Origin of the sequence: Streptomyces sp. NPDC085481 (assembly GCF_044541845.1) — a bacterium.
Taxonomy (GTDB): domain Bacteria; phylum Actinomycetota; class Actinomycetes; order Streptomycetales; family Streptomycetaceae; genus Streptomyces.
Genome location: NZ_JBITTJ010000002.1, coordinates 334,379 through 359,624, shown reverse-complemented (window position 1 = coordinate 359,624; position 25,246 = coordinate 334,379). Strand labels below are relative to the sequence as shown.

Below are 25,246 nucleotides of genomic sequence, written 5' to 3'. Positions count from 1 at the left end.
GTGCCGCACAGGAGCTACGAGCTACTCGGTGTCCCTGGGATGCCGAGTGGACGCGTAGACCAGAATGACGGTCGCCGTTTCCGGGCTGACCAAATAGCGCACGCGGCCGCCACTCGTGACTTCGAACTCCCACTGCTCCAGCGCGGATCCCTTCCACTCCTTGGTGGAGAGCCTTCCGCGTAGCTGGTGCTGACGGTTCCAGTTGTCACGCGACAGCGGGTCGGTGCGCAACGCCTCCAGGCATCTGTGGGCGCTGGGCAGTGCCACGCGGCACAGCTCCTCCCAGCCCGTCACCGCCTCCGTGGTTCCGAAGACCACGTTCCACCCACTCAGGGGCGGGACGCTGACACGATCACCCTTCTTCGGGCTCACCCGCCCACCTCGACCGGCCCCAGGTCACCCCCGTCGAGCGGACGCAGAGCTTCCTTGAGCTGCTCCGGATCCGCGTTGATACGAGCCGTCGCCCTCCAGGAGACGAGCGCCCGGTGCACAGCCTCCCTGGCACCCAGTTCTGCCGCATCGGAAAGTGCTTCCAGGAGTTCCACCGTGAAAGCGCGCATCTCCTCGCCGTCCAGGTGCCGCACCCAAGGGAAAACCTCGGGCAGCGCCAGCAGGAGCGACCGGGCTCCGTCATCGTGCTTCATGAGTGCGAGGAAGAGCCGCGACGCCGTCGTGAGGTTCTCCTCGGTGCGCTCCGCGTGCACGGCCGTCGTCAGCACCATGTCGGGTGCGTCCCGATGCGTGACACGCAGAGCACCGAGGGCGGCGGCCCGGGCGGCTACGGCCTTCGGGTTTCTCGACAGATCCGTGAACGAAACCGATTCGGGCTCGGCTCCCAGGTAAGCAAGGCTCATACTCAGACTGTACTCAGATTGTGTTCTGAGTGCCAGAGTTTTCCCTGGTGCTCCGTGCTCACGCCTTGCCCTTCTGCAAGCGGACGGAGGTCCTCGAAGAGGCGGTGGACCGGCTGAAGAGGCTGGCCGCGGGCTGAGCGGGCGGCGCGGGTAGGGTCCCCTCGTTCGGTCATCCGATCGAGCGCGTTCCGCCTTGGGGGGTACCCGCGCATGTCCGCACCGAAGTTCTCACCGAGCCGCAGAGCGGCCCTCGCCACGCTGGCCGGAGTCGCCGCGGGCGGCGCCCTGCCGCTCGCCGCGGCACCGACGGCGAGCGCCGCGCCCGCCACGGTCCCGGCGGTGACGGTGCCGCCGGCCGAGCCCGTCGTCGCCCAGGGTCCCGGCGTCCGGCTGCCGATGCTGGTCGACCCGACCGACGCCTGGCACTTCACCGCCCACCCGGCGGGCGCCCTGACCACCCGTACGATCGCCGGCGGCCTGGAGGTCTCGGACGACAAGGGTGTGCTCGCCACGCTCACCACGGGGGCCAGGACGGTCACGGTGCGCGGACCGAAGCGCTGGTTCACCGAGCAGAAGAAGAAGGTCGAGGACGCCTTCGACCGGACCCCGCCCACCGGCGGCTGGGGCATGTCCCCCGGCGGCGGCACGTGGTCCCACCACAACGGCGCCGACGCGGACTACTTCCTGGAGAGCGGCCGGGCCGCCATCACGCTCGCCGCCAACAAGAGCCGCTACTCGCTGCTCCCCGACGGGGCGATCGGCGACGTCTACGCGGCCGCCCGCTTCTCCTTCGACCGGCTCCCGGCCGGCGCACCCGTCTCGCTCGGCCTCGTCTTCGCCGCGAAGGACGTCAACAACCACTACCGGGCCCGGCTGATCGTCACCCCCGCGGGAGACGTCCAGCTGGTGCTGGAGAAGGAGCTGGCGGACACCTCGACCACGCTCAGCGCGCCGGTCACGGTCGGCACCGGCTTCGCCGCCTTCGACCACTGGTGGGTCCGCGTGGAGAAGACCGGCGACCTGCTGCGGGCCCGCGCCTGGAAGCACGGGACGGGCGTGACGGAGCCCGGCACCTGGCAGCACAGCGTCCACGACCCCGAGAAGGACGCGGCGAAGGTCTTCCGGACCGGCACCGTCGGCGTCCGGGGTCTTGCCTCCGTCGGCGCCACCGTGATCCCGCAGGCCCGGATCTACGACTTCACCATCGACTCGGCCACCTGGGCCGAGCCGCCGCTGGTCACCCACGACACCTGGGTACGGGTCCTGCCGGAGCCCTTCGGCGGCTCCTGGACGCCCGCGCTGGAGCAGCAGATCCGCGCCTGGGCGGGCGACACCTCGCCGGACGTCCTCGCGTACTCCTCGATGTACCGGCCCTTCGCGCCCGCCGTCACCGACCCCGCGCGGGGCGGCGCCCAGGTGCTCGGCGAGTCCGGGTACAGCGAGGCGGACCCGGTGACCGGGCTGCGCAAGGTCGGCGCCGACTTCCACGAGTACATGGGGATCGACGACTGGCCCTTCCCCAACGGCGAGACCGGCAAGCTGGAGCAGTCGGGCCACAACCTCGACTGCTCGGGCTTCGTCCGGATGGTCTACGGCCACCACATGGGCATCCCGATGGTCCTCTACCGGAACTTCGACAACGTCAACCTGCCCCGCGAGTCGAAGGACCAGGCGGCCTCCGGCCCCGGCGTGAAGATCGCCGACGGCGGCGTCGGCCAGGTCCCGCCGCTCGACGGCCTCCGCATCGGTGACGCGGTCTTCTTCGACACGGACGAGGACTCGGACGCCGGCGGCCACATCGGCATCTACATGGGCGTGGACCAGAAGGGCAAGAAGCGCTTCGTCTCCAGCCGCAAGACCCCGAACGGGCCGACCATGTCCGACCTCGGCGGCAAGTCGATCCTCGACGGCGACCCGAAGACCACCGAGAGCAACGGCGACCTGTACACGAACACGCTGCGGGTGATCCGCCGCTTCTGATCCGCGCGCCCCCGCCGTTCCGCGGGTCCGGTCCGGTAAACCGCTTGTCGGGTAGAGACCGGATTCCCGCGCGCACGGAGGTGCCCCCTGTCCGCCGAGACGCTCGACCGCCCGGCGTCCACCGCCACCGCCACCACCGCGCCGGCAGCCGCCCGGCGCGTGCCGCGGTGGCGGGCCTCGCTCCATCGCGCGGCGCCCGCCCTCGGGCTCTTCGCGGCCGCCCGGCTCACCGGGATGCTGGTGCTCGCGCTGTGGGCCTGGCACGTCGGGCGGTCGCCCCGGGCGCTGCTCGCGAAGTCCTGGGACTCGGACTGGTACACGCACATCGCCGCCCACGGCTACGGCCGCACGCTGCACTGGGCCGACGGGGGCGAGCAGTCGGACCTGGCGTTCTTCCCGCTGTACCCCGGTCTCGTCCGCGCCGTCACGGGCGTGCTGCCGGTCTCCGGCGGGACGGCCGGGCTGCTGCTCTCCTGGCTCGCGGCGGGGGCGGCCGCCTGGGGCGTCTACCTGGTCGCCGAGCGGCTCGCCGGCCGGCCGGTCGCCGTCGTGCTCGTCCTGCTGTGGGGCCTGCTGCCGCACTCGATCGTGCTGTCCATGGCGTACACCGAACCGCTCATGACCGCCTTCGCGGCCTGGGCCCTGTACGCGCTGCTGACCCGCCGCTGGCTGTGGGCGGGCGCGCTCGCCACGCTCGCCGGGCTCTCCCGGCCCAACGGGGTGGCCGTCGCGGCCGCCGTCCTGGCCACCGCCGCGTTCGAGCTTTGGCGGCGGCGCGGGCGGGCGGCCGCGGAGTGGCGGCTGTGGGCGGGGACGCTCCTCGCGCCGGCCGGCTGGCTGTCGTACCTGCTGTGGGTGGGTGCGCGCCGGGGCGATCTGCTCGGGGGCTATTTCGCCGTGCAGGACGGCTGGACCTCGCGCTTCGACTTCGGGCGGGGTGCGCTGCGTTTCGTACGGGAGATGCTCAAGGGGCCGACCCAGTTCGGCTACGTGATGGCGCTGCTCATCACCGGGGCGGGGGTGCTGCTGTTCGCGCTGCTCGCGCTGGTGGAGCGGCCGCCGCTGCCGGTCCTGGTCTACACGGGCGTCCTCGTCCTGATCACCGTCGGCGGTTCGGGCTTCTTCGAGTCGAAGCCGCGGTTCCTGCTGCCGGCCTTCCCGCTGCTGCTGCCGCTGGCCCGGGCGGTGACGAGAGCCCGGCCACGCGCCGCGATCGTGATGATCACGGGCCTGGCCGGGCTCTCGTTCGCCTTCGGGGTGTACGCGCTGACGCTCGCGCGCATGGCCCTGTGACGCGGGGTCCTGTGCGGGACGACTACTCGGAGTCGCCGGACTCCTTGTCCTCCGGGGCCTCGAGACCGAACTGCTCGACGATCCACTTGTCGAACTCGATCGACGCGCGGACCCAGCTGACCGTGGAGGACACGAAGTGCTCCAGGGCCACGCCGGTGCCGATCAGCATCTGGGCCTCGCCGATGAGGCGGAGGGTGGCGGAGCCGTCCTCCTCCTCGTGCAGGTGCGTGTACACCTTGGGCCACAGGGTGCGGCGGTTCCAGTCGTCGATCGCGTCGAGGATCCTGGCGCGGTCGTCGGCCGCGTGGGGGCGGTCGTAGAACGTGCGGACGGAGAAGACCTGCTGCTCGTCCTCGCCGCGGAACATGAAGTACGTGCGGAAGTCCTCCCACGGCGCCGCGAGGTCACCCTCGTCGTCGACGACGTACTTCAGCTCCATCTGGTCGAGGAGCTGCTTGACCAGGTCCTGGTCGGGAACGACGGGGCCCGCCGGTCCTGCGGCCTGAGGCTGGGCCCCGAAATTGGGAATCGAGGACGGGTCGATGCTCACCGGGATTTTCCCTTCGTACGGATGCCCGCCATCCTCCCTCATCGCGGGCGGTACGTGGCAAGTCCCCACGGCGCTATCCGCTGCGGGCGGAACACGAGCGTCCGAGCCGCGTTCCGGGGACCGCGGGCCCGGGACACCCCTTACCGCTCGGCCCGCCCCACGATCAGGCCGCCCTCGAAGCGGTCCACCCGGACGGTGTCGCCGTCGCGGACCTCGCCCGCCAGGATCTCCTTGGCGAGGCGGTCGCCGATGGCGGTCTGGATGAGGCGGCGCAGCGGGCGCGCGCCGTAGGCCGGGTCGTTGCCCTCCTCCGCGAGCCAGGCCAGGGCCTCGGGCGTGACGTCCAGGGTGAGACGCCGGTCGGCGAGGCGGCGGGCCAGGCGGTCGATCTGGAGCCGGGCGATGCGGGACAGCTCGGCCTGGTCCAGAGCGGAGAAGACCACGATCTCGTCGAGGCGGTTGAGGAACTCCGGCTTGAAGCTCGCCCGGACCACCTCCAGGACCTGCTCCCGCTTCTCGGGCTCGCTGGTCAGCGGCTCCACCAGGAACTGGCTGCCCAGGTTGGAGGTGAGGATCAGGATCGTGTTGCGGAAGTCGACCGTGCGGCCCTGGCCGTCGGTGAGGCGGCCGTCGTCGAGGACCTGGAGCAGGACGTCGAAGACCTCCGGGTGGGCCTTCTCCACCTCGTCCAGGAGCACCACGCTGTACGGGCGGCGGCGCACGGCCTCGGTGAGCTGGCCGCCCTCCTCGTAGCCGACGTAGCCGGGCGGCGCGCCGACCAGGCGGGCGACGGAGTGCTTCTCGCCGTACTCCGACATGTCGATGCGGACCATGGCCCGCTCGTCGTCGAAGAGGAAGTCGGCGAGCGCCTTGGCCAGCTCGGTCTTGCCGACGCCGGTCGGGCCGAGGAAGAGGAAGGAGCCGGTGGGCCGGTCGGGGTCGGCGATGCCGGCCCGGGTACGGCGCACGGCGTCGGAGACGGCCCGCACGGCCTCGCTCTGGCCGATCAGGCGCCGGCCGAGCTCGTCCTCCATGCGCAGCAGCTTCTGCGTCTCGCCCTCGAGGAGGCGCCCGGCCGGGATGCCGGTCCAGGAGCCGACCACGTCGGCGATGTCGTCGGGGCCGACCTCCTCCTTGACCATGGTGTCCTTCGCGGCCTCCTGCTCGGCCTCGGTGGCCGCCGCCAGCTCGCGCTCCAGGGTCGGGATCTCCCCGTAGAGCAGCTTGGAGGCGGTGTCGAAGTCGCCGTCGCGCTGGGCGCGCTCGGCCCGGCCGCGCAGCTCGTCGAGCTGCTCCTTCAGCTCGCCGACCCGGTTGAGGGACTGCTTCTCCTTCTCCCAGCGGGCGGTGAGGCCGCGCAGCTCCTCCTCGCGGTCGGCGAGGTCGCGGCGCAGCTTCTCCAGGCGCTGCCGGCTCGGCTCGTCGGTCTCCTTGGAGAGGGCGAGCTCCTCCATCTTGAGCCGGTCGACGGAGCGCTGGAGCTCGTCGATCTCGACCGGGGAGGAGTCGATCTCCATCCGGAGCCGGGAGGCGGCCTCGTCGACCAGGTCGATGGCCTTGTCCGGGAGGAAGCGGGAGGTGATGTAGCGGTCGGAGAGGGTCGCCGCGGCCACCAGCGCGCTGTCGTTGATCTGCACCTTGTGGTGGGCCTCGTAGCGCCCCTTGAGCCCGCGCAGGATGGCGACGGTGTCCTCGACGCTCGGCTCGGCGACCAGGACCTGCTGGAAGCGGCGCTCCAGGGCGGGGTCCTTCTCGATCCGCTCGCGGTACTCGTCGAGGGTCGTGGCGCCGACCATGCGCAGCTCGCCGCGGGCCAGCATGGGCTTCAGCATGTTGCCGGCGTCCATGGCGGAGTCGCCGCCGGCGCCCGCGCCGACGACGGTGTGCAGCTCGTCGATGAAGGTGATGACCTGGCCGTCGCTCTCCTTGATCTCGGAGAGGACGGTCTTCAGCCGCTCCTCGAACTCGCCGCGGTACTTCGCACCCGCGACCATGGCACCGAGGTCGAGCGAGACCAGCCGCTTGTTGCGCAGCGACTCGGGGACGTCGCCCTTCACGATCCGCTGGGCGAGGCCCTCGACGACGGCGGTCTTGCCGACGCCGGGCTCGCCGATGAGGACGGGGTTGTTCTTGGTGCGACGGGAGAGGACCTGGACGACGCGCCGGATCTCGTGGTCGCGGCCGATGACCGGGTCGAGCTTGCCCTCCCGGGCGGCGGCGGTGAAGTCGGTGCCGAACTTCTCCAGGGCCTTGTACGAGCCCTCCGGGTCGGCGGTGGTCACCCGGCGCCCGCCCCGGGACTTCTCGAAGGCGTCCTGCAGCCGGTGCGCGGTGGCGCCCTGCCGGTCGAGGACCTGGCCGGCCTGGCCGCCCTTGGCGGCGATGCCGATGAGCAGGTGCTCGGTGGACAGGTACTCGTCGCCGAGCTTCTTGGCGCGCTCGGCGGCGTCGGCGATGACGGCGAGCAGCTCACGGTTGGGCTGCGGGGGCGCGACGGTGGACCCGGTGACGCTGGGCAGGGCGGCGAGCAGTCGCTCAGCGCCGTTGCGCACGGCGGCCTGGTCGGCCTCGACGGCGGCGAGCAGGTCCGTGATGTTCTCGTTGTCCTGACCGGCCAGCAGCGCAAGCAGTAGGTGCGCGGGGGTCAGATCGGCGTGCCCCTGGGACACGGCGCGGCTGCTCGCCGCGTTCAGCGCGTCCCGGCTCCTGTTGGTCAGTTCGGCGTCCACGTGCGGGGTCTCCTCCTCGAAGCCGGACTCGTCGTCACGTCGGCCCGGGTCGACTCTTTGACTCATCCAACGTACACAAAGTTGAGTCCATTCCGCTCAAGGTATCGGAGGGAGTCGCCCCGGAGGTAGTTTCCGGCACATGGCCATCGACCCGAGCAAGCCCAGCGACTCGTACCTCAGCTTCTGGCGCGAGTACCACATGTGCACCCTGACCACCCCGCGCCCGAACGGCACGCCGCACGTGGTGGCGGTCGGTGTCACGTACGACCCCGAGGGCGGCGAGAAGGGCATCGCCCGGGTCATCACGAACAAGCACAGCCGCAAGGTCGCCAACGTCCTGGCGGCGGGCGCGGACGGCGCGCGGGTCGCGGTCTGCCAGGTGGACAAGGGGCGCTGGGCGACGCTCGAGGGCGTGGCGCGGATCCGCACGGAGGCGGAGGTCGTCGCGGACGCCGTGGACCGCTACGCGGCCCGCTACGGCCGGGTCCCGGCACCGAACCCGGACCGGGTCGTGATCGAGATCGCGCTCACCCGCGCGATGGGGCGCGCCTGACGGTAAAGCCCGACGGGCCGACGGCACGACGGCACCACGGCACCACGGCACGGAAAAGCACAACGGCGCCATCGCGTTTCAGGTCCGCGATGGCGCCGCTGTGTGGGGGAAGCACCTGAGCGATCTACAACGACGGGGGAACCGCTCAGGCACTGCGGGGGGTGGCGGTGATGGTCTCGGGCTCGACCAGCTGATGGTCCCGCTGGTCGAGATTGACGAAGATCATGCCGTACCTGACGGCACAGCGGACGGGCTGCGGGGCGCCACGCGGCCGGCGCAGACACCGATAGGCGCGGACGTCCTCGTCCTGCTCACGGGCGACGACGATCGGCTCCCCGAAGAGAGTGACCATCAACGAGTCGCCACGGTGGGGGATGGCCGTGACGAGATCGATGAAATGCCACCCGGAGCGGTAGGCCGAGGCCATCTCCCGCCGGAAGGACCGGTCGTCCGGCGGGACGGTCATGCTTCCGTGTCCGCCCGGCCGGTGTCCCACACGGGGTCGATCTGACGGGCCGGGGCGACGTCCCAGACCGGGTCGTTCGGCGCTGCGACGACGCCGGCGGGCGTGCTGTCCCACACCGGGTCGCTGACGGCCAGCGCTCCTACTGCCGCCGCCCCAATGAAGACGGAAGCAAGTATCGAGCGAAGCAGTTTCGTGGACATGAGCGGCTTCGACCTCACTTGATGGTTTCCTCTCCCCCGCGTACAAGACGATGGCTCAGTCTTTGCGCTCGCACCACAGAGGCAATGCATCATGTTCCTGAAATACAGGATCCTGGGGGGTGTGCATATGCCGCAGAACGACACAGACGGGACACATCCGCACGGGCATGTCGACCTCTGTGCAGCCGGATCGGACTTGTACGCAAGTGCGTTGCGGATCGGGCGAATAACCAGGAGTGAGGCAGAAGCCGCACCCTGCCTCATGGACCTCGACCTGCTCCACCCGGACGCCGACGACCCGTCCTGGCTGCGACCCGTTCCACCCTCGGCGGCACTCGCCCGCCTCGTCCAGCCCCTTGAACGGGAAATCCAGGACCGGCGCGCCCTGGCCATGGGCCTGTCCAGCACTTTCGAGCCGTTCATGGCCATCAGCGCCCAGGACCCCTCGACCACCCACGCCATCACCGTCCTCGAGGGCATCCACCGCATCGACGCCGTCCTCGGCCGCGCCACCGCCGAGTGCTCGCAGGAACTCCTCACCGTCCAGCCCGGCGGCGGCCGCAGCGAACACACCCTCAACACCGCGCTCAACCGCATCCAGCCGCTGCTCGACCGCGGCGTCCGCGTCCGCACCCTCTACCAGCACACCGTCCGGCACAGTCCCGGCATGCAGGTCTACCTCGAACAGGCCGGCATGGACCGGCTCCAGGTCCGCACCCTGGAGGAGAGCATCGAGCGGCTCATCATCATCGACCGCTCCGTCGCCCTCATACCGGCCCGCCAGGACCGCCAGGTCGCCCTCGAACTTCGCCACCCCGGCCTCGTCGAATACCTCGCGACCGTCTTCGAGCAGTCCTGGGCCCGCGCCACCCCGTTCGGCGAACAGGTGCCCGGCGCCCAGCCGAGGGACGGCATCAGCGGCGTCCAGCGTTCCATCGCCAAGCTGCTCGTCGAGGGCCACGTCGACGAGGCCATCGCCCGCCGCCTCGGCATGAACGTCCGCACCTGCCGCGCCCACATCGCCAAACTCGCCGCGACCCTCGGCAGCGGAAGCCGGGCCCAACTCGGCTACCTCATCGCCCGGTCCGGCATCCTGAAGCAGGAACCGGAACCGGAAGCAGAAGCAGAAGCGGGCCAGGAAGCGGAGCAGGTCGACTGACCACCATGTACGTACAGATCGCACTCGACGGCCCCGCCGGCACCCTGCACGTCTCCGGACACGGACTGCCCACCGTCGAACTCACCCGCGCCCCCGGCAGCCCCGCCGACGCCCACACCCCCATCGGCACCCGCGACGCCCGGCTGCTCACCCTCACCGTGGACGGCGCGCCCGCCGCCCTGCGGCCCGCCAGGGGCCGCCTCTCCCGCCGCTCCTACCGGGTCGACGTCACCGTGGGCACCACCCGCTACCGGCTCGTCCCCTGCTCGTACGGCGAGAGCCGGCTCACCCGCGACGGCCGGCCCGCCGGCATCCTGGAGTCCTCCGGCGACGGCCGCGTCGACGCCGACTGGGACACCGCCGCCGACCCCCGCGACCAGGCCGTCGGCACCGCCCTCGCCGCCGCCTTCGGCACCGGGGCCCAGCCGTGGTGGCAGACCGCCGCCGACTTCCTGGCCGAGCTCATCCCGTAGAACGCGGGCTCGTCCCGCAGAACGCGAAAGGCCCCCTCCGAAGAGGGGGCCCACGAGAACTCGGGACTACTCGCCGCGCTTGTGCCCCGGCCGCCACACGACGAGCGCGCTGGCCTGCTGCACATCGGTGTACGGGACCAGGTCGCGCCGGTACGAGGCGTGCACCTGGGCCTCGCGCTGGCGCATCGCCGCCGCCGCGCCGTCGACCGCGGCCGCCAGCTCGGCCACCCGGGCCTGGAGCGCCGCGACCTGGTTCTCCAGCTCGATGATGCGCTTGATCCCGGCCAGGTTGATGCCCTCGTCCTGCGACAGCTGCTGCACCTGGCGGAGCAGCTCGATGTCACGGGCCGAGTAGCGCCGCCCACGGCCCGCCGTGCGGTCCGGGGAGACCAGGCCCAGGCGGTCGTACTGGCGCAGGGTCTGCGGGTGCAGACCGGAGAGCTGGGCCGCCACCGAGATGACGTACACCGGCGTCTCGTCGGTCAGTTCGTACGCCCGGTTACCGAACCCGGGCTGTCGGCGACGGCCTTCCATCTCCTCAAGCTCCCTTCGCTGCCTGGAACAGCTCTGCCCTGGGGTCCGGTCCCGCGGTGGCCTCGCGGTACGTCTCCAGGGCCTCACGGGCCTTGTCGTCCAGCTCCTTCGGCACCGCGACCTCCACCGTGACGAGGAGATCGCCGCGGGTGCCGTCCTTGCGGACCGCGCCCTTGCCACGGGCGCGCATGGTGCGGCCGTTGGGGGTGCCCGCGGGCAGCTTCAGCGTGACCGCGGGGCCGCCGAGGGTCGGCACCTTGATCTCGCCGCCGAGGGCCGCCTCGTCGAACGTGACGGGCACCGTGACGGTGAGGTTGTCGTCCTTGCGGCCGAAGACCGGGTGGGCGTCGACGTGCACGACCACGTACAGATCGCCGTTCGGCCCGCCGCGCTCGCCGGGCGCGCCCTTGCCGCGCAGCCGGATCTTCTGGTTGTCGCTCACGCCCGCGGGGATGCGGACCTGCATCGTCCGCGAGGACTTGGCCCGGCCGCTGCCCTTGCAGACCTCGCAGGGGTGCTCGGCGATGAGGCCGCGGCCCTTGCAGTCCACGCACGGGTCGGTCAGCGAGAAGCCGCCGCCGCTGCCGCGCGAGACCTGCCCGGTGCCGACGCAGGTCGGACACACCCGGGGGGTGCCGTTCTTGTCGCCGGTGCCCGAACACGCCTTGCAGGGCTGCTGGCTGGACATCCGCAGCGGGACCGTGGCGCCCTCGATGGCCTCGGTGAAGCTGAGCGTCACCTCGGACTCGATGTCCTGACCGCGGCGCGGCTGCGTACGGGTGCCCGCACCGCCCGCGCCCCGGTTGAACAGGCCGCCGAAGACGTCCCCGAGCCCGCCGCCGAAGCCGCCGGCCCCGCCGGGGGCGCCCTGGGCACCGCCGAAGAGGTCGCCCAGGTCGAAGTTGAACGAGCCCCCGGCGCCCGGGCCACCGGCCCGGAAGCCGCCGTTGCCGAACAGGGCGCGGGCGTCGTCGTACTCCTTGCGCTTCTTCGGGTCGCCGAGGACGTCGTTCGCCTCGGAGATCTCCTTGAAGCGCGCCTCGGCGCCGGTGTCGCCCTTGTTGGCGTCCGGGTGGTTCTCGCGGGCGAGCTTCCGGTACGCCTTCTTGATCTCGGCGTCGGTGGCGTCCTTGGGGACGCCGAGAACCTTGTAGTAGTCCTTCTCGACGAAGTCCTTCGTGCTCATCGACGTCCCTCCTTCCGGACGGTCAATGCGTCACCCCTCTTCGGGGGCACCGCTCTCCTCGTCGGCCTTCTTCTCGTCCTTGGCGGCCGGAGCCGCGCCCGGCTGGGGCTCGGCGACGGCCACCCGGGCGGGCCGGATGGTCCGCTCGCCGATCCGGTACCCCGGCTGCAGGATCGCCACGCACGTCGTCTCGGTGACGTCCGGTGCGTAACTGTGCATCAGGGCCTCGTGGATCGTCGGGTCGAAGGGCTCGCCCTCCTTGCCGAACTGCTGCAGACCCATCTTGGCGGCCACGGTCTCCAGCGACTCGGCGACGGACTTGAATCCGCCCACGAGCTCGCCGTGGTCCCGCGCCCGGCCGATGTCGTCGAGCACGGGCAGGAGCTCGGTCAGGAGGCTCGCGACGGCGATCTCCTTGACCGAGACCCGGTCCCGCTCCACGCGGCGGCGGTAGTTCTGGTACTCGGCCTGGAGCCGCTGGAGGTCCGCCGTGCGCTCACCGAGCGCCGTACGAGTCTGGTCCAGCTGCGCCAGCAGGGCTACGTCCGTAGCGTCCCCGGCCGGGGCCGCCCCCTCCGCCTTGTCGGCGGAGTCGGCGGCCTCGGTCTCGTCGGGCGTGCCGTCGGCGGGGACGTCGGGCTTCTCCTCGAAGCCCGGGGTCTCCTCCGACATCAGGCAGCGCCGCCCTTCGGCTTGTCCTCGTCGACGATCTCGGCGTCGACGACGTCGTCCTCGGCCTGGGCCTGCTGGGCGCCCTCGGTGCCGGCGGCACCCTGGGCGGCCTGCGCGTCGGCGTAGAGCGCCTGGCCGAGCTTCTGGGAGACGGCCGCGACCTTCTCGGTGGCGGTGCGGATCTCCGCGGTGTCCTCGCCCTTGAGCTTCTCCTTCAGCTCGGCGACGGCCGCCTCGACCTCGGTCCTGACGTCACCGGGGACCTTGTCCTCGTTGTCCTTGAGGAACTTCTCCGTCTGGTAGACCAGCTGCTCGCCCTGGTTACGGGACTCGGCGGCCTCGCGGCGGCGGTGGTCCTCCTCCGCGTACTGCTCGGCCTCCTGACGCATCCGGTCGACCTCGTCCTTCGGCAGCGAGGAGCCGCCGGTGACGGTCATCTTCTGCTCCTTGCCCGTGCCCAGGTCCTTCGCGGTCACGTGCATGATGCCGTTGGCGTCGATGTCGAAGGCGACCTCGATCTGCGGGACGCCGCGCGGCGCCGGCGGCAGGCCGGTCAGCTCGAACATGCCGAGCTTCTTGTTGTACGCCGCGATCTCGCGCTCGCCCTGGTAGACCTGGATCTGCACGGACGGCTGGTTGTCCTCGGCCGTCGTGAAGATCTCGGACCGCTTGGTCGGGATCGTGGTGTTGCGCTCGATGAGCTTGGTCATGATGCCGCCCTTGGTCTCGATACCGAGGGACAGCGGAGTCACGTCGAGGAGCAGAACGTCCTTGACCTCACCCTTGAGCACACCGGCCTGCAGGACGGCACCGATGGCGACGACCTCGTCCGGGTTCACACCCTTGTTGGCCTCGTTGCCACCGGTCAGCTCCTTGACGAGCTCGGCGACGGCGGGCATACGGGTGGAGCCGCCGACCAGGACCACGTGGTCGATCTCGGACAGCTGGATGCCGGCGTCCTTGATGACGTTGTGGAACGGGGTCTTGCAGCGGTCCAGGAGGTCCGCGGTCAGCTGCTGGAACTGGGCGCGGGTGAGCTTCTCGTCCAGGTGCAGCGGGCCCTCGGCGGAGGCCGTGATGTAGGGCAGGTTGATCGAGGTCTCCGTGGAGGAGGACAGCTCGATCTTCGCCTTCTCGGCCGCCTCGCGCAGACGCTGCAGGGCCATCTTGTCCTTGGACAGGTCGACGCCGTGACCGTTGGCGAACTGCTTCACCAGGTAGTCGACGACGCGCTGGTCCCAGTCGTCACCACCGAGGTGGTTGTCACCGTTGGTGGCCTTCACCTCGACGACGCCGTCGCCGATCTCCAGGAGGGACACGTCGAAGGTGCCGCCACCGAGGTCGAAGACGAGGATCGTCTGGTCGTCCTTGTCCAGGCCGTAGGCCAGGGCGGCCGCGGTCGGCTCGTTGACGATGCGCAGGACGTTGAGGCCCGCGATCTCACCGGCCTCCTTGGTGGCCTGGCGCTCGGAGTCGTTGAAGTAGGCCGGGACGGTGATGACCGCGTCCGTGACCTTCTCGCCCAGGTAGGCCTCGGCGTCGCGCTTCAGCTTCTGGAGGATGAAGGCGGAGATCTGCTGCGGGTTGAAGTTCTTCCCGTCGAGCTCGATCTTCCAGTCGGTGCCCATGTGGCGCTTCACGGACCGGATGGTCCGGTCGACGTTGGTGACCGCCTGACGCTTGGCGACCTCGCCGACGAGCACCTCGCCGTTCTTCGCGAAGGCGACGACGGACGGCGTGGTCCTGGCGCCTTCGGCGTTGGTGATGACGGTGGGCTCGCCGCCTTCGAGAACGCTGACGACGGAGTTAGTCGTGCCCAGGTCGATGCCGACCGCACGTGCCATTTCAATTCCTCCAGCTGACTGACTTGAGTGGAACTGACTCAAGGATGCACGAGGGCCGCACGGGAGTCAACAGACCTGAGTGGAGTCGACTCAACTCTTCGCGCTCACCCTCACTCATCTAACGGGCGCGCGGGGCGCGTCGTTCCCCGCGCCCGGAGGGTGCACCATGAGAGAGTCCGGACATATCCCATAATCCTCGCCGGGAAGGTGTGGGGCATGACGGCGAAGCGCACGTTCGAGGTGGGTCGCACGTTCGAGGCGAGTCGCAGGCTCGGCGTGACGCGCGCGTTCGACGTGAAGCGCCCGCTCGACGTGAAGCGCCCGCTCGGCATGGAGCGCGCGTTCGGCATGAAGCGCGCGCTCGACGTCGTGGGCGGGCTCGTCCTCCTCGCCGCCCTCGCGCCGCTGATCGCCGCCGTCGCCCTGTCCGTCGCCCTCGGGACGAGCAGTGCGCGCGGGATGCTGCGCCGCCGCCCGGTCGCGGGACTGGGCGACCGCACCTTCACCATGCTGACGTTCCGCACGAAGAGTCCGCTGGCCTCGCTGCCGCTCCTGCTGCACGTCGTACGGGGCGAGATGTCCCTGGTGGGGCCCTGTCCGCTGGCGCCCGGACACCGGGAGAGCGCGGGGGACGGGCGGCGCCGGCTCTCCGTACGGCCGGGGGTGACCGGCCTCTGGCAGATCAGCGGGCGCTCGGAGCTGCCATGGGAGGAGCGTGAGCTGCTTGACCTCCACTATGTGGACCACCACTGGCTCGGCATGGATCTGGTGATCCTGGCGCGTACGCTGCCAGCAGTCCGTAAACGTCGCCACGCGGGCCCGACGGCAAGGGTTGCCTGAGCGACACAGATCACCGTGAGCTCCGCTACAGCGCGGCGGCTCCAACGGGTAATCTCGGCACGGACTGAATAAGTTACCGCTTAGTAGGCCCGCCTGGCCCCCGCCCGAGGAGCCCCTCATGCAACTCGCCGCGATCGTCGTGTCGATCGTCATCACGGTGGTCGCCGTCGCGCTGTTCGGCCGCGCCACCGTACAGATCTACCGCTTCGTGCGGCTCGGTCAGCCGGTGCCCGCGGGAACGCGCACCGGCGACCCCAAGCAGCGCACCATCACGCTGGTCAAGGAGTTCCTCGGCCACACCCGGATGAACCGCTGGGGCATCGTCGGCTTCGCGCACTGGTTCGTGGCGGTGGGCTTCTTCTCGCTGCTGCTCACCATCGTCAACGCGTTCGGCCAGCTCTTCCAGGCGGACTGGCTCATCCCGATCATCGGCGACTGGCTGCCGTACGAGATCTTCACCGAGTTCCTCGGCCTGATGACCGTCCTCGGCATCGTGACCCTGATCGTGATCCGGCAGCTGAACCGGCCGGGCGGGGCGGGCCGCAAGTCCCGCTTCGCGGGCTCCAAGACGGGCCAGGCGTACTTCGTCGAGGCCGTCATCCTCATCGTCGGCGTCTGCATCATGACGCTGCGCGCCCTCGAAGGCGTCCAGCACCACGTGACCGGCTGGGAGCCGGGCTTCTTCGCCTCGTACCCGCTGATCGCGCTGCTCGACAACCTGGACCTGAGCACGATCCAGTACCTCACCTACTTCTTCGCGGCGCTCAAGATCGTCACGTCCTTCACCTGGATGATCACGGTCTCGCTCAACACCAACATGGGCGTCGCCTGGCACCGCTTCCTCGGCTTCCCGAACATCTGGTTCAAGCGCAACGCCGACGGCTCCACGGCCCTCGGTGCGCTCCAGCCGATGACGACGGCCGGCAAGGAGATCGACTGGGAGGACCCGGCCGAGGATGCCGTCTTCGGTGTCTCCCAGGTCGAGCAGTTCTCCTGGAAGGGCATCCTCGACTTCTCCACCTGCACCGAGTGCGGCCGCTGCCAGTCGCAGTGCCCCGCCTGGAACACCGGCAAGCCCCTCTCGCCGAAGCTCCTCATCATGTCGCTGCGCGACCACGCGCACGCCAAGGCGCCGTACCTGCTCGCGGGCGGCGGCAAGACGATGGAGGGCGAGGAGAAGGCGACCGAGGAGCAGCTCAAGGACGTCCCCGCGGCCGCTCTCGCCGAGGCCGAGCGCCCGCTGATCGGCACCGCCGAGGAGAACGGCGTCATCGACCCGGACGTCCTGTGGTCCTGCACCACCTGCGGCGCCTGCGTCGAGCAGTGCCCGGTCGACATCGAGCACATCGACCACATCGTCGACATGCGCCGCTACCAGGTGATGATCGAGTCCGCCTTCCCCTCGGAGGCCGGCACGATGCTCAAGAACCTGGAGAAGAAGGGCAACCCCTGGGGTCTGGCCAAGAAGCAGCGCGTCGAGTGGACCAAGGAGGTCGACTTCGAGGTCCCGATCGTCGGCAAGGACATCGAGGACCTGTCGGAGGTCGACTACCTCTACTGGGTCGGCTGCGCCGGCGCCCTGGAGGACCGGGCCAAGAAGACCACGAAGGCCTTCGCCGAGCTGCTGCACATCGCGGGCGTCAAGTTCGCGATCATGGGCGGCGAGGAGAAGTGCACGGGTGACTCCCCGCGCCGCCTGGGCAACGAGCCGCTGTTCCAGCAGCTCGGCCAGGAGAACGTCGCCATGCTGAACATGGCGTTCGGCGAGGACGACGAGGACGAGTCGACGAAGAAGCCCAAGTCGGCCAAGAAGATCGTCTCGACCTGCCCGCACTGCTTCAACACCATCGCCAACGAGTACCCGCAGCTCGGCGGCGACTACGAGGTCATCCACCACACCCAGCTGCTCCAGCACCTCATCGACGAGGGCAAGCTGATCCCGGTGACCCCGGTCGACGGCCTCATCACCTACCACGACCCGTGCTACCTGGGCCGCCACAACAAGGTCTACACGCCCCCGCGCGAGATCATGTCCGCCGTCCCGGGCCTGCGCCAGCAGGAGATGCACCGCCACAAGGAGCGCGGCTTCTGCTGCGGCGCCGGTGGTGCGCGGATGTGGATGGAGGAGCGGATCGGCAAGCGCATCAACACCGAGCGCGTGGACGAGGCGCTGTCCCTCAACCCGGACATCGTCTCCACCGCCTGCCCGTTCTGCCTGGTCATGCTGACGGACTCCGTCAACGGCAAGAAGAACGACGGCAAGGCGAAGGAGAGCCTGCAGGTCGTGGACGTCGCCCAGCTGCTGCTCGACTCGGTGAAGACGCCGGCGGAGCCGGAGCCGGCGGAGGAGCCGGAGCCGGAGCCCGCCGCGTAGGTCTCCGCTCGTACGTGCCGGAAGGGCCGCCCCCGCAGATGTGCGGGGGCGGCCCTTCCGGCATGCGAACGTCGTTGGACTCGCGGACGTCGTGGACTCGTGGACGTCGTGGACGTCAGCCTTGCTGACCGCTGCCCCGGCGGTGGTAGAGGGCGAAACCGAGCGCGGCGGCACCGAGGGCGGCCATACCGCCGCCGGCGCCGATGAGAGCGGCCTGGTGGGTGCCCTCGGCGACGTTCTCGGCCCCGGCCTTGACGGCACCCTTGGGGAGGGTGCCGCGGGGCACGACGACGGTGCTCTGGTGCTTCTGCGCCTTGTAGGTGGCGACGAGCTTGCCGTTGAAGTCGTAGACCCAGCTGTTGCCGCCCTGCTGCGGGGTGTCGACGACGACGAAGCGGTCGACGCCCTTGCCCTGGGGGACGATCTTGTACGTCCAGCCGTCGTGGACGGTGGAGAGGTGCTCGAGGTCGACCGAGCCGAGGCGGTGGCCCTTGGGCGTGGAGATCTCGACGCGGGGCCCGTTCTTGCCCTGGTAGAACTTGGCGACGTTGCCGTCGGCCATGGTGATCCTGGCGTGCGCCTGGTGCGGGGCGGGCTTCGGCTTGGGGGCCGGCTTGGGCTTCGGGGCCGGCTTGGGCTTCGGGGTCGGCTTGGGCTTCGGGGTCGGCTTGGGGTCGGGCTTCGGGGTGGGGACCTGGTCCATCCAGGAGCTGACCGAGCCGTCGGGCTTGAGCACCACGTGCAGGCCGTTGTTCTGGCCGTACGCGGGCTGCCCGGAGGTGGTGAGGGTGTCGAGCAGCGTGCCGCCGGACCAGATCTCGGCCGCGTACTGGTCCGTACCGGTCTGGTAGACCTTCGCGACCGAGCCGTCGCCGAGCCGGTACGACTGGACGAAGGTCCGCTTGGCCGGCGGGTCGACCTGCCTGCCCTGGTCGGGACCGACCGGGTCCTGGACCTCCCCCTGGCCGTCGACGCCCTGCCCCTGATCCCGGTTTCCCTGGTCCGGGTTTCCCTGATCCGGGTTTCCCTGATCCGGGTTTCCCTGATCCTGGGTCTGCCCCTGGTCGGCGGGCGCCGGACTGTCGTCGGCGAAGGCCGCAGCCGCCGGGAGGGAGAGGGCGGCGATGGTGCCGGTGGCGATGGCGGCGGTACGCAGGGTCCGACGGGCGATACGCATGGGAAAGTTCCTTCTGCCTGGCTTGTTCGGCGACATTTCCAAGGTAAAAGCCCTATGTATGGGCATTCCGTCGGATGTGTAACAGCCCGGGCAAGGCTGGGACGCGGCTCCGTAAATCCCCTCCGCAAGCCCTGAGGGGGACCTGACGCCCCCTAAGGGATGTCACAGCTCTGCCCCACTCCGCCCCGAAGGCGCCAGCTCACAGCGGGAACGGGTACGTTCTTGACGTGGCTGGATTCAGGAACGGACGCGGCCGGGCCGGTGGCCCCCCGCAACGACAACCGCAGCAGGCTCCGTACGGGTACAACGCGGCACCGCCGCCGTACCCGCAGCAGCAGTACCCGCCGCAGCAGCAGGGCGGCCAGGTGTACGGCGAACCGGAGTACTTCGGCGACCCGCACGTACAGCAGCACCAGCAGCAGTACGCGGCCGACAACAACCCGGGCCACACTCAGGTCTTCAGCGTCCACGACGACCCGTACGGCGCCGGCGCCACCTACCAGGCCGGCGCCGCCCCCGTACCCACGGGCCCGCGACTGTCCTGGAAGCCCCTGCTCGGCGGCATCGTGCTGCGCCCCGCGGACACCTTCCTGCGGATGCGCGACCACGCCGTGTGGGGCCCCGCGCTGATCGTCACCTTCCTCTACGGCCTGCTCGCCATCTTCGGCTTCGACAAGGCCCGCGACGAGGCGATCAACGCGACCCTCTCCACCGCGATCCCGTACGTCCTGATGACGGGCGCCGGCTTCGTCGTCGGCGGACTGATCCTGGGCGCGGTCACCCACACCCTGGCCCGCCAGCTGGGCGGCGACGGCTCGTGGCAGCCGACGGTCGGCCTGTCGATGCTGATCATGTCCATCACGGACGCCCCGCGCCTGGTCTTCGCCCTGTTCCTGGGCGGCGAGAACGGCCTGGTCCAGGTCGTCGGCTGGCTGACCTGGCTGGCGGCGGGCGCGCTCTTCACGATCATGGTGAGCCGCTCGCACGACCTGCCGTGGCCGAAGGCGCTGGGCGCGTCGGCGATCCAGCTGGTGGCCCTGCTGAGCCTGATCAAGCTGGGCACGCTGTAGGAACACCGGACCGACGGACAAGAGACCAGAGAGCCCCCGCCGAAGAGGATTCGGCAGGGGCTTTCCGATGTCAGAAGTCAGCGGTCCGGACTCAGGCGTCGAGCACCTGGCCCTCGCGGCGGACGACGGGCGGTTCGACGCTCCAGGGGAAGTTGATCCACTCGTCGGTCTTCTTCCACACGTACTCGCACTTCACGAGGGAGTGCGACTTCTCGTAGACGACCGCGGAGCGGACCTCGGCGACGTGGTCGACGCAGAAGTCGTGGACGAGCTTGAGCGTCTTGCCGGTGTCGGCGACGTCGTCGGTGATGAGCACCTTCTTGTCGCTGAAGTCGATGGCGTTCGGCACGGGTGCCAGCATGACCGGCATCTCCAGCGTCGTCCCGACCCCGGTGTAGAACTCGACGTTCACGAGGTGGATGTTCTTGCAGTCCAGGGCGTAGGCCAGACCACCGGCGACGAAGACGCCGCCGCGGGCGATGGAGAGCACGAGGTCGGGCTCGTAGCCGTCGTCGGCGATGGTCTGGGCGAGCTCGCGGATGGCGCGCCCGAAGCCTTCGTACGTCAGGTTCTCGCGTACTTCACTCATGCCGGCTACCGCCTCACACCTGGGTCCGATGGAAGTTCATGTACGAGCGGGAGGCCGTCGGGCCCCGCTGGCCCTGGTACCGGGAGCCGTAGCGCTCGCTCCCGTACGGGAACTCGGCGGGCGAGCTGAGCCGGAACATGCACAGCTGCCCGATCTTCATGCCCGGCCACAGCTTGATCGGAAGGGTGGCGAGGTTCGACAGCTCGAGGGTCACGTGCCCGGAGAAACCGGGGTCGATGAACCCGGCGGTGGAGTGCGTGACCAGCCCCAGCCGCCCGAGCGAACTCTTGCCTTCGAGCCGCGAGGCGATGTCGTCCGGCAGCGAGATGACCTCGTAGGTCGAGGCGAGCACGAACTCGCCCGGATGCAGGATGAACGCCTCGTCGCCCTCGGGCTCGACCTCACGGGTGAGGTCCAGCTGTTCGACGGCGGGGTCGATGTGGGGGTAGCGGTGGTTCTCGAACACCCGGAAGAAGCGGTCAAGCCTCACGTCGATGCTCGAGGGCTGCACCATGGATTCGTCGTACGGGTCGATGCGCACCCGTCCGGCGTCGATCTCGGCCCGGATGTCCTTGTCTGAGAGAAGCACGCTCCCACGATACGCAGAGGGCGCGGAGCTGCCCCAATCGGGCAGACCCCGCGCCCGGACATCCGTCAGCGCCGCTCGAGCTCCACGGGCACGGCATGCCTCAGCCGCGCACACCGCGGACACCGAACGAGCCGCCCGGGCCCGATCCGCCCGGCATCGAGCTGCTGCAGCGGAAACGAAGCAGTACTGAACACGTGCCCTTCGGCACAACGGACGACGGTGCGCTCCATCGAACCCATCGAACCCATCAAGTCCCTTCCCCGACAAGTGGTGGACGAGACAGCCACATTAGGGGATCAACGGGACACGACTCCACGCGGCACTCCGCGAACCGACGCACGCTCGGCATGCGCGATGGGGTACAGTGTGCAACGATGCCGGATCGATCTTCGAGCGGCAATGCGGATGTAGTTTAATGGTAGAACATGAGCTTCCCAAGCTTATAGCGCGGGTTCGATTCCCGTCATCCGCTCTTGAACGAAGGCCCAGGTCAGCGACCTGGGCCTTCGTCATTGTCCAGACCTCTCCGCCCTTGCCGCGCCCTCCACGTGCCCCAACTCGCAGGAAGGCCCTGGCCGGAGCTGCCTTCGCGCCCCACTTCCACCTCACAGACCCTCCTCAGCGCCGCATCGCGTCAGCGCCGCATCGCGCGAGGCGTCCTTCATGACCTGCCTCACAGCCGACCCGGGCGGATGAATTCGCTTCCCCGAAGCGGCGGTTGACCCCGCCACTGCCCGCTCAGGGCCGGTGGGTACGTGGGGTGGCCCGGGCGGGGAAGGAAGCGCGAGGGAAAGATGGGGAGACCGGTCTGCCGGGTGCGAGACGCTGACCAGGCAGGGCGCTCCGGACCCGTCCACAGACCACGCTCCGATGAAGTGCCAACGTCCAGAATGGCGGATACCCGTCCCCTCGAAACACTGCACTCGGGGTGAGCCAATATCTGCCGCGGCGGTCTAAGAGTTTAACGGGCCCCGCAGGAAGAGTTTTCGCCGCACCGCACAGGGCGAGAATATTTAACACACGCAAGCCCCTGCAGCATGCTACTGTCGATCTCGGTTGCAGTTTTGGTACCCAAAAACTTCAAGCGCCTTCATCGGCCTCCGAGGCCATACGCAAGCGCTTTATATTCCCGGATCATTCTCCGGGCGGGGCATCATCGCGGCGACACGCCATCCGCACCATGCGGACGCTGGTGTACTGCCCCGAAGGAGATATGACATGGCTACTGGCACCGTCAAGTGGTTCAACGCGGCAAAGGGCTTCGGCTTCATCGAGCAGGACGGTGGCGGCGACGACGTCTTCGCCCACTTCTCGAACATCGCCGCCCAGGGCTTCCGCGAGCTGAGCGAAGGCCAGAAGGTCAGCTTCGACATCGCGCAGGGCCAGAAGGGCCCGACGGCCGAGAACATCGTTCCCGCCTGACACTGACGCGCATCTTGCAGCTGGGGCCCGCATCCCTCGGGGTGCGGGCCCCAGCTGCAGGCATTTCCCGCGGTGTGTCACCCGGAAGAAGCACGGAGGGGACGCGCCCTCCCCAAGGTCCACACCCGAGCAATTCTCGTGATGGCGCGCGTCCATACGACGCCACCCATTCCAGCGCCTGCGCCGCACCCCATGCAGTTTCTTCCGGGCCGGCCGCGCTATCGTATTCCATTCGGCCCGTTCTTGCGATTCTCTGCACTGCTCTTCTACTGCGGGAATTCCTTGGTACGTGCCGTATCAAGGAAGGTTCTGAATGAACCCCATCCGTACGAACAACCGCTCCGCTCGCACCCGCAGCCGTACCGGCGGCCCCGCTTTCGCCGCCGGCGCCGGATCGGAACGGGGCGGCCGCTTCGGGGCGCCCTCCGCGAGTCGCTCCGGGGGCCGTTCCGGCGGTCCGAGCCGTTCGGGCGGCTACGGCCGCCGGCCCGCCGCGGTGCGCGGTGAGTTCGCCCTGCCGAAGACGGTCACTCCGGCGCTGCCGCCTGTCGAGACCTTCGCCGCTCTGGACATGCCCGCCGAGCTGCTGGCCGCACTGCGTACGCAGGGTGTGACGGCGCCGTTCCCGATCCAGGGCGCGACGCTGCCGAACTCCCTCGCCGGCCGTGACGTACTCGGCCGCGGACGCACCGGCTCCGGCAAGACCCTCGCCTTCGGCCTCGCCCTGCTGGCTCGCACCGCCGGGCAGCGTGCCGAGCCCCGTCAGCCGCTCGCGCTGGTCCTGGTACCGACGCGTGAGCTGGCCCAGCAGGTGACCGACGCCCTCACCCCGTACGCCCGCTCGGTCAGGCTGCGGCTGGCCGCGGTCGTCGGCGGTATGCCCATCGGGCGGCAGGCCGGCGCGCTGCGCGGCGGTGCCGAGGTCGTCGTCGCCACCCCGGGACGGCTGAAGGACCTCATCGACCGTGGGGACTGCCGCCTGAACCAGGTCGCGATCACCGTCCTGGACGAGGCCGACCAGATGGCCGACATGGGCTTCATGCCGCAGGTCACGGCCCTGCTGGACCAGGTGCGTCCCGAGGGGCAGCGCATGCTGTTCTCCGCCACCCTGGACCGCAATGTCGACCTGCTGGTGCGCCGCTACCTCACCGACCCGGTCGTGCACTCGGTGGACCCGTCGGCGGGTGCGGTGACCTCGATGGAACACCACGTCCTGCACGTCCAAGGCGCCGACAAGCAGCGCCTGACGACCGAGATCGCGGCGCGCGAGGGCCGGGTGATCATGTTCCTGGACACCAAGCACGCCGTGGACCGCCTCACCCAAGACCTCCTCGACAGCGGGGTCCGCGCCGCCGCCCTCCACGGAGGCAAATCCCAGCCCCAACGGACCCGCACCCTGGCCCGGTTCAAGACCGGCCACGTCACCGCCCTGGTCGCCACCAACGTCGCCGCCCGCGGCATCCACGTCGACAACCTCGACCTCGTCGTGAACGTGGACCCGCCGACCGACCACAAGGACTACCTCCACCGTGGCGGGCGTACCGCCCGCGCGGGCGAGTCCGGCAGCGTCGTCACTCTGGTCACCGCCAACCAGCGCCGCGACATGACACGTCTCATGGCCGCCGCCGGCATCGTCCCCCAGACCACCCAGGTCCGATCCGGCGATGAGGCACTGAGCCGCATCACCGGCGCCCGAACGCCTTCCGGTATCCCCGTGACCATCACGGCGCCGATGTCCGAGCGGACCGAGCGCAGCGCCGCACCTCGCGGCCGGCGAAGCCCCGGATCAGCTGCCCGGCGCGGCAGCGGGCGGCGTTCGGCCTTCGGAGCGGCGGCCTGACAACCCCGTGATCAGGAAACTGACCCATATCTTCAGGAGGCACCTCGTGACGCTGGTACAGATGCAGCCCCGATCAACGAGGTCCGTGCCTGCGGCCCGGACCGTGGAGAAGGCCATGGGGGCGCCCGGGCCACAGGTCTGCGACGACATGACGGTCGAGGTGGCCCTGTCCGTCATGGCCAGTGCCCGTACCGGATATCTGCTCGTCTGTGACAACGACGGCCTGTGCGCCGGACTGGTCACCCAGGCCCGGCTCGCCGCCTTCCGCGACGGTGACGCGTATACGGACCGGGTCCGACTGCGCGACGTCCTCGGCGACCGAGGGCCGTTCGCCTCACCCATGACCATGATGGCCGAGGCCGAGCACGCGGCGCGCTACCGCCGGCTCGACGCCCTGCCCGTCGTCGATGAGCAGGGCACCGCTCTCGGCGTCCTGACCCTCGCCCGCTGAACGACCTCGGCACGCGGTCGGAGCAATCCCCTCTTCTCCTTGTGAGGCATCATGCGCTGCGTCATCGCCCGCTTCCCGTTCGACCTGACCAAAAGCGGCGTTCTGGAAGCAATGAAGGGCGTCAAGCCCGAGCAGGCCGCCGGTGAGTGCGTGATCATCGGGCGCCGTACCTACCCCGTCAAGCAGGTCGGCCAGGTCATCACCCGCCAGGACCGCCGTGACTTCAGCGCCGGTGAGGTCATCCGGGCCATGACCCGCCTCGGGTTCACCTGCCGCGGCCTTCCCGGGGCCGCAGCCCCCACGCGCGACCTCAGCCCGCTCCAGGAGGCATCCGACATGCTCGGGCATCCCGTCACCGTCTGACCGACGGCCCGGCGCGAGCCGACCCGCCCACAGCAACG

At 69.9% G+C, this 25,246-nt stretch carries 25 protein-coding genes and 1 tRNA gene; 13 read left to right on the top strand and 13 right to left on the bottom strand.

The features are described from left to right. Positions 1-21: 21 nt before the first annotated feature. Positions 22-372, bottom strand: a complete 351-nt coding sequence (locus tag ACIGEZ_RS07510; protein ID WP_399827002.1) for a hypothetical protein — start codon at positions 370-372, stop codon at positions 22-24. Further along, on the bottom strand, positions 369-854 hold the full coding sequence (locus ACIGEZ_RS07505; RefSeq protein WP_399826999.1) for a prevent-host-death family protein: 486 nt from the start codon (positions 852-854) through the stop codon (positions 369-371). The genes ACIGEZ_RS07510 and ACIGEZ_RS07505 overlap by 4 nt, the downstream gene beginning before the upstream one ends. Before the next feature lie 210 nt (positions 855-1,064). Between ACIGEZ_RS07505 and ACIGEZ_RS07500 the strand changes: the two genes are divergently transcribed. Further along, positions 1,065-2,834, top strand: coding sequence for an NlpC/P60 family protein (locus ACIGEZ_RS07500; RefSeq protein WP_399826996.1), 1,770 nt, complete (start codon positions 1,065-1,067; stop codon positions 2,832-2,834). Positions 2,835-2,993: 159 nt separating this feature from the next. Continuing rightward, entirely contained in the window at positions 2,994-4,127 is a 1,134-nt protein-coding gene (locus ACIGEZ_RS07495) for a glycosyltransferase family 39 protein (RefSeq protein ID WP_399826994.1), read from the top strand. 22 nt (positions 4,128-4,149) lie between these two features. On the opposite strand, the gene ACIGEZ_RS07490 is transcribed toward ACIGEZ_RS07495, so the two are convergent. After that, on the bottom strand, positions 4,150-4,677 hold the full coding sequence (locus tag ACIGEZ_RS07490) for a YbjN domain-containing protein (protein WP_399826991.1): 528 nt from the start codon (positions 4,675-4,677) through the stop codon (positions 4,150-4,152). A 140-nt stretch (positions 4,678-4,817) separates the two neighbouring features. After that, complete coding sequence (clpB, locus tag ACIGEZ_RS07485; protein ID WP_399827591.1) at positions 4,818-7,406, bottom strand: ATP-dependent chaperone ClpB; 2,589 nt, start codon at positions 7,404-7,406, stop codon at positions 4,818-4,820. Positions 7,407-7,545: 139 nt separating this feature from the next. On the opposite strand from clpB, the gene ACIGEZ_RS07480 reads away from it, so the two are divergent. Continuing rightward, positions 7,546-7,959, top strand: a complete 414-nt coding sequence (locus ACIGEZ_RS07480; protein ID WP_399826989.1) for a pyridoxamine 5'-phosphate oxidase family protein — start codon at positions 7,546-7,548, stop codon at positions 7,957-7,959. Between the two features lie 145 nt (positions 7,960-8,104). Here the strand turns inward: ACIGEZ_RS07480 and ACIGEZ_RS07475 are convergent, their stop codons facing one another. Both ACIGEZ_RS07475 and ACIGEZ_RS07470 read right to left on the bottom strand, forming a co-directional pair. Continuing rightward, entirely contained in the window at positions 8,105-8,425 is a 321-nt protein-coding gene (locus ACIGEZ_RS07475) for a (2Fe-2S)-binding protein (RefSeq protein WP_399826987.1), read from the bottom strand. Next, positions 8,422-8,625, bottom strand: coding sequence for a hypothetical protein (locus ACIGEZ_RS07470; protein ID WP_399826984.1), 204 nt, complete (start codon positions 8,623-8,625; stop codon positions 8,422-8,424). Before ACIGEZ_RS07470 ends, ACIGEZ_RS07475 begins: the two co-directional genes overlap by 4 nt. A gap of 127 nt (positions 8,626-8,752) precedes the next feature. Here ACIGEZ_RS07470 and ACIGEZ_RS07465 point away from each other — a divergent pair, with 127 nt between their 5' ends. Both ACIGEZ_RS07465 and ACIGEZ_RS07460 read left to right on the top strand, forming a co-directional pair. Next, positions 8,753-9,784, top strand: a complete 1,032-nt coding sequence (locus ACIGEZ_RS07465; protein WP_399827589.1) for a helix-turn-helix transcriptional regulator — start codon at positions 8,753-8,755, stop codon at positions 9,782-9,784. A 5-nt stretch (positions 9,785-9,789) separates the two neighbouring features. Then, complete coding sequence (locus ACIGEZ_RS07460; RefSeq protein ID WP_399826981.1) at positions 9,790-10,257, top strand: hypothetical protein; 468 nt, start codon at positions 9,790-9,792, stop codon at positions 10,255-10,257. A 66-nt stretch (positions 10,258-10,323) separates the two neighbouring features. Here ACIGEZ_RS07460 and ACIGEZ_RS07455 read toward each other — a convergent pair whose 3' ends face one another. From ACIGEZ_RS07455 to dnaK, 4 genes are read right to left on the bottom strand one after another with little or no spacing between them, the layout of a single operon-like run. Beyond that, entirely contained in the window at positions 10,324-10,791 is a 468-nt protein-coding gene (locus ACIGEZ_RS07455; protein ID WP_399826978.1) for a heat shock protein transcriptional repressor HspR, read from the bottom strand. A gap of 4 nt (positions 10,792-10,795) precedes the next feature. Next, a complete protein-coding gene (dnaJ, locus tag ACIGEZ_RS07450; RefSeq protein WP_399826975.1) occupies positions 10,796-11,977 on the bottom strand; it encodes a molecular chaperone DnaJ in 1,182 nt (393 codons plus the stop codon). Positions 11,978-12,007: 30 nt separating this feature from the next. Continuing rightward, positions 12,008-12,649, bottom strand: a complete 642-nt coding sequence (gene grpE / locus ACIGEZ_RS07445; RefSeq protein WP_399826973.1) for a nucleotide exchange factor GrpE — start codon at positions 12,647-12,649, stop codon at positions 12,008-12,010. After that, positions 12,649-14,493 carry a molecular chaperone DnaK gene (gene dnaK, locus ACIGEZ_RS07440; protein WP_399826970.1) on the bottom strand — a complete coding sequence of 615 codons (1,845 nt, stop codon included), beginning with the start codon at positions 14,491-14,493 and terminating at the stop codon, positions 12,649-12,651. Before dnaK ends, grpE begins: the two co-directional genes overlap by 1 nt. Positions 14,494-14,709: 216 nt before the next feature. On the opposite strand from dnaK, the gene ACIGEZ_RS07435 reads away from it, so the two are divergent. Then, entirely contained in the window at positions 14,710-15,333 is a 624-nt protein-coding gene (locus ACIGEZ_RS07435; protein ID WP_399826967.1) for a sugar transferase, read from the top strand. Positions 15,334-15,451: 118 nt separating this feature from the next. Next, positions 15,452-17,707, top strand: a complete 2,256-nt coding sequence (locus ACIGEZ_RS07430) for a (Fe-S)-binding protein (RefSeq protein ID WP_399826964.1) — start codon at positions 15,452-15,454, stop codon at positions 17,705-17,707. 115 nt (positions 17,708-17,822) lie between these two features. On the opposite strand, the gene ACIGEZ_RS07425 is transcribed toward ACIGEZ_RS07430, so the two are convergent. After that, the gene (locus tag ACIGEZ_RS07425) at positions 17,823-18,884 is read right to left on the bottom strand and encodes a hypothetical protein (RefSeq protein ID WP_399826962.1); all 1,062 of its coding nucleotides are present in this window, start codon (positions 18,882-18,884) and stop codon (positions 17,823-17,825) included. Between the two features lie 227 nt (positions 18,885-19,111). On the opposite strand from ACIGEZ_RS07425, the gene ACIGEZ_RS07420 reads away from it, so the two are divergent. Then, entirely contained in the window at positions 19,112-19,954 is an 843-nt protein-coding gene (locus ACIGEZ_RS07420) for a Yip1 family protein (protein ID WP_399826959.1), read from the top strand. 91 nt (positions 19,955-20,045) lie between these two features. On the opposite strand, the gene ACIGEZ_RS07415 is transcribed toward ACIGEZ_RS07420, so the two are convergent. Both ACIGEZ_RS07415 and dcd read right to left on the bottom strand, forming a co-directional pair. Next, the gene (locus ACIGEZ_RS07415) at positions 20,046-20,543 is read right to left on the bottom strand and encodes a phosphoribosyltransferase (RefSeq protein ID WP_399826957.1); all 498 of its coding nucleotides are present in this window, start codon (positions 20,541-20,543) and stop codon (positions 20,046-20,048) included. 13 nt (positions 20,544-20,556) lie between these two features. Beyond that, positions 20,557-21,132 carry a dCTP deaminase gene (dcd, locus tag ACIGEZ_RS07410; RefSeq protein WP_365229171.1) on the bottom strand — a complete coding sequence of 192 codons (576 nt, stop codon included), beginning with the start codon at positions 21,130-21,132 and terminating at the stop codon, positions 20,557-20,559. 401 nt (positions 21,133-21,533) lie between these two features. On the opposite strand from dcd, the gene ACIGEZ_RS07405 reads away from it, so the two are divergent. The 5 genes from ACIGEZ_RS07405 (at position 21,534) to ACIGEZ_RS07385 (ending at position 25,208) form a co-directional block, all read left to right on the top strand. Next, positions 21,534-21,604: transfer RNA gene (locus ACIGEZ_RS07405), tRNA-Gly, on the top strand. Between the two features lie 746 nt (positions 21,605-22,350). After that, positions 22,351-22,554: a cold-shock protein gene (locus ACIGEZ_RS07400; RefSeq protein ID WP_392055214.1), complete on the top strand. Its 204-nt coding sequence runs from the start codon at positions 22,351-22,353 to the stop codon at positions 22,552-22,554. A 313-nt stretch (positions 22,555-22,867) separates the two neighbouring features. Further along, the gene (locus ACIGEZ_RS07395) at positions 22,868-24,394 is read left to right on the top strand and encodes a DEAD/DEAH box helicase (protein ID WP_399826954.1); all 1,527 of its coding nucleotides are present in this window, start codon (positions 22,868-22,870) and stop codon (positions 24,392-24,394) included. 46 nt (positions 24,395-24,440) lie between these two features. After that, positions 24,441-24,845 (top strand): CBS domain-containing protein, encoded by a 405-nt coding sequence (locus ACIGEZ_RS07390; RefSeq protein WP_399826952.1) that lies wholly within the window; start codon positions 24,441-24,443, stop codon positions 24,843-24,845. Positions 24,846-24,896: 51 nt separating this feature from the next. Next, complete coding sequence (locus ACIGEZ_RS07385; RefSeq protein ID WP_399826950.1) at positions 24,897-25,208, top strand: SCO5918 family protein; 312 nt, start codon at positions 24,897-24,899, stop codon at positions 25,206-25,208. The last annotated feature ends 38 nt before the right edge of the window (positions 25,209-25,246 follow it).

Coding starts and splice junctions, on each gene's coding strand:
- ACIGEZ_RS07505 (WP_399826999.1), bottom strand. CDS start 854: ATGAGCCTTGCTTACCTGGGAGCCGAGCCCGAATCGGTTTCGTTCACG.
- ACIGEZ_RS07500 (WP_399826996.1), top strand. CDS start 1,065: ATGTCCGCACCGAAGTTCTCACCGAGCCGCAGAGCGGCCCTCGCCACG.
- ACIGEZ_RS07480 (WP_399826989.1), top strand. CDS start 7,546: ATGGCCATCGACCCGAGCAAGCCCAGCGACTCGTACCTCAGCTTCTGG.
- ACIGEZ_RS07475 (WP_399826987.1), bottom strand. CDS start 8,425: ATGACCGTCCCGCCGGACGACCGGTCCTTCCGGCGGGAGATGGCCTCG.
- ACIGEZ_RS07470 (WP_399826984.1), bottom strand. CDS start 8,625: ATGTCCACGAAACTGCTTCGCTCGATACTTGCTTCCGTCTTCATTGGG.
- ACIGEZ_RS07465 (WP_399827589.1), top strand. CDS start 8,753: ATGCCGCAGAACGACACAGACGGGACACATCCGCACGGGCATGTCGAC.
- ACIGEZ_RS07460 (WP_399826981.1), top strand. CDS start 9,790: ATGTACGTACAGATCGCACTCGACGGCCCCGCCGGCACCCTGCACGTC.
- ACIGEZ_RS07455 (WP_399826978.1), bottom strand. CDS start 10,791: ATGGAAGGCCGTCGCCGACAGCCCGGGTTCGGTAACCGGGCGTACGAA.
- dnaJ (WP_399826975.1), bottom strand. CDS start 11,977: ATGAGCACGAAGGACTTCGTCGAGAAGGACTACTACAAGGTTCTCGGC.
- grpE (WP_399826973.1), bottom strand. CDS start 12,649: ATGTCGGAGGAGACCCCGGGCTTCGAGGAGAAGCCCGACGTCCCCGCC.
- dnaK (WP_399826970.1), bottom strand. CDS start 14,493: ATGGCACGTGCGGTCGGCATCGACCTGGGCACGACTAACTCCGTCGTC.
- ACIGEZ_RS07435 (WP_399826967.1), top strand. CDS start 14,710: ATGACGGCGAAGCGCACGTTCGAGGTGGGTCGCACGTTCGAGGCGAGT.
- ACIGEZ_RS07430 (WP_399826964.1), top strand. CDS start 15,452: ATGCAACTCGCCGCGATCGTCGTGTCGATCGTCATCACGGTGGTCGCC.
- ACIGEZ_RS07425 (WP_399826962.1), bottom strand. CDS start 18,884: ATGCGTATCGCCCGTCGGACCCTGCGTACCGCCGCCATCGCCACCGGC.
- ACIGEZ_RS07415 (WP_399826957.1), bottom strand. CDS start 20,543: ATGAGTGAAGTACGCGAGAACCTGACGTACGAAGGCTTCGGGCGCGCC.
- ACIGEZ_RS07400 (WP_392055214.1), top strand. CDS start 22,351: ATGGCTACTGGCACCGTCAAGTGGTTCAACGCGGCAAAGGGCTTCGGC.
- ACIGEZ_RS07395 (WP_399826954.1), top strand. CDS start 22,868: ATGAACCCCATCCGTACGAACAACCGCTCCGCTCGCACCCGCAGCCGT.
- ACIGEZ_RS07385 (WP_399826950.1), top strand. CDS start 24,897: ATGCGCTGCGTCATCGCCCGCTTCCCGTTCGACCTGACCAAAAGCGGC.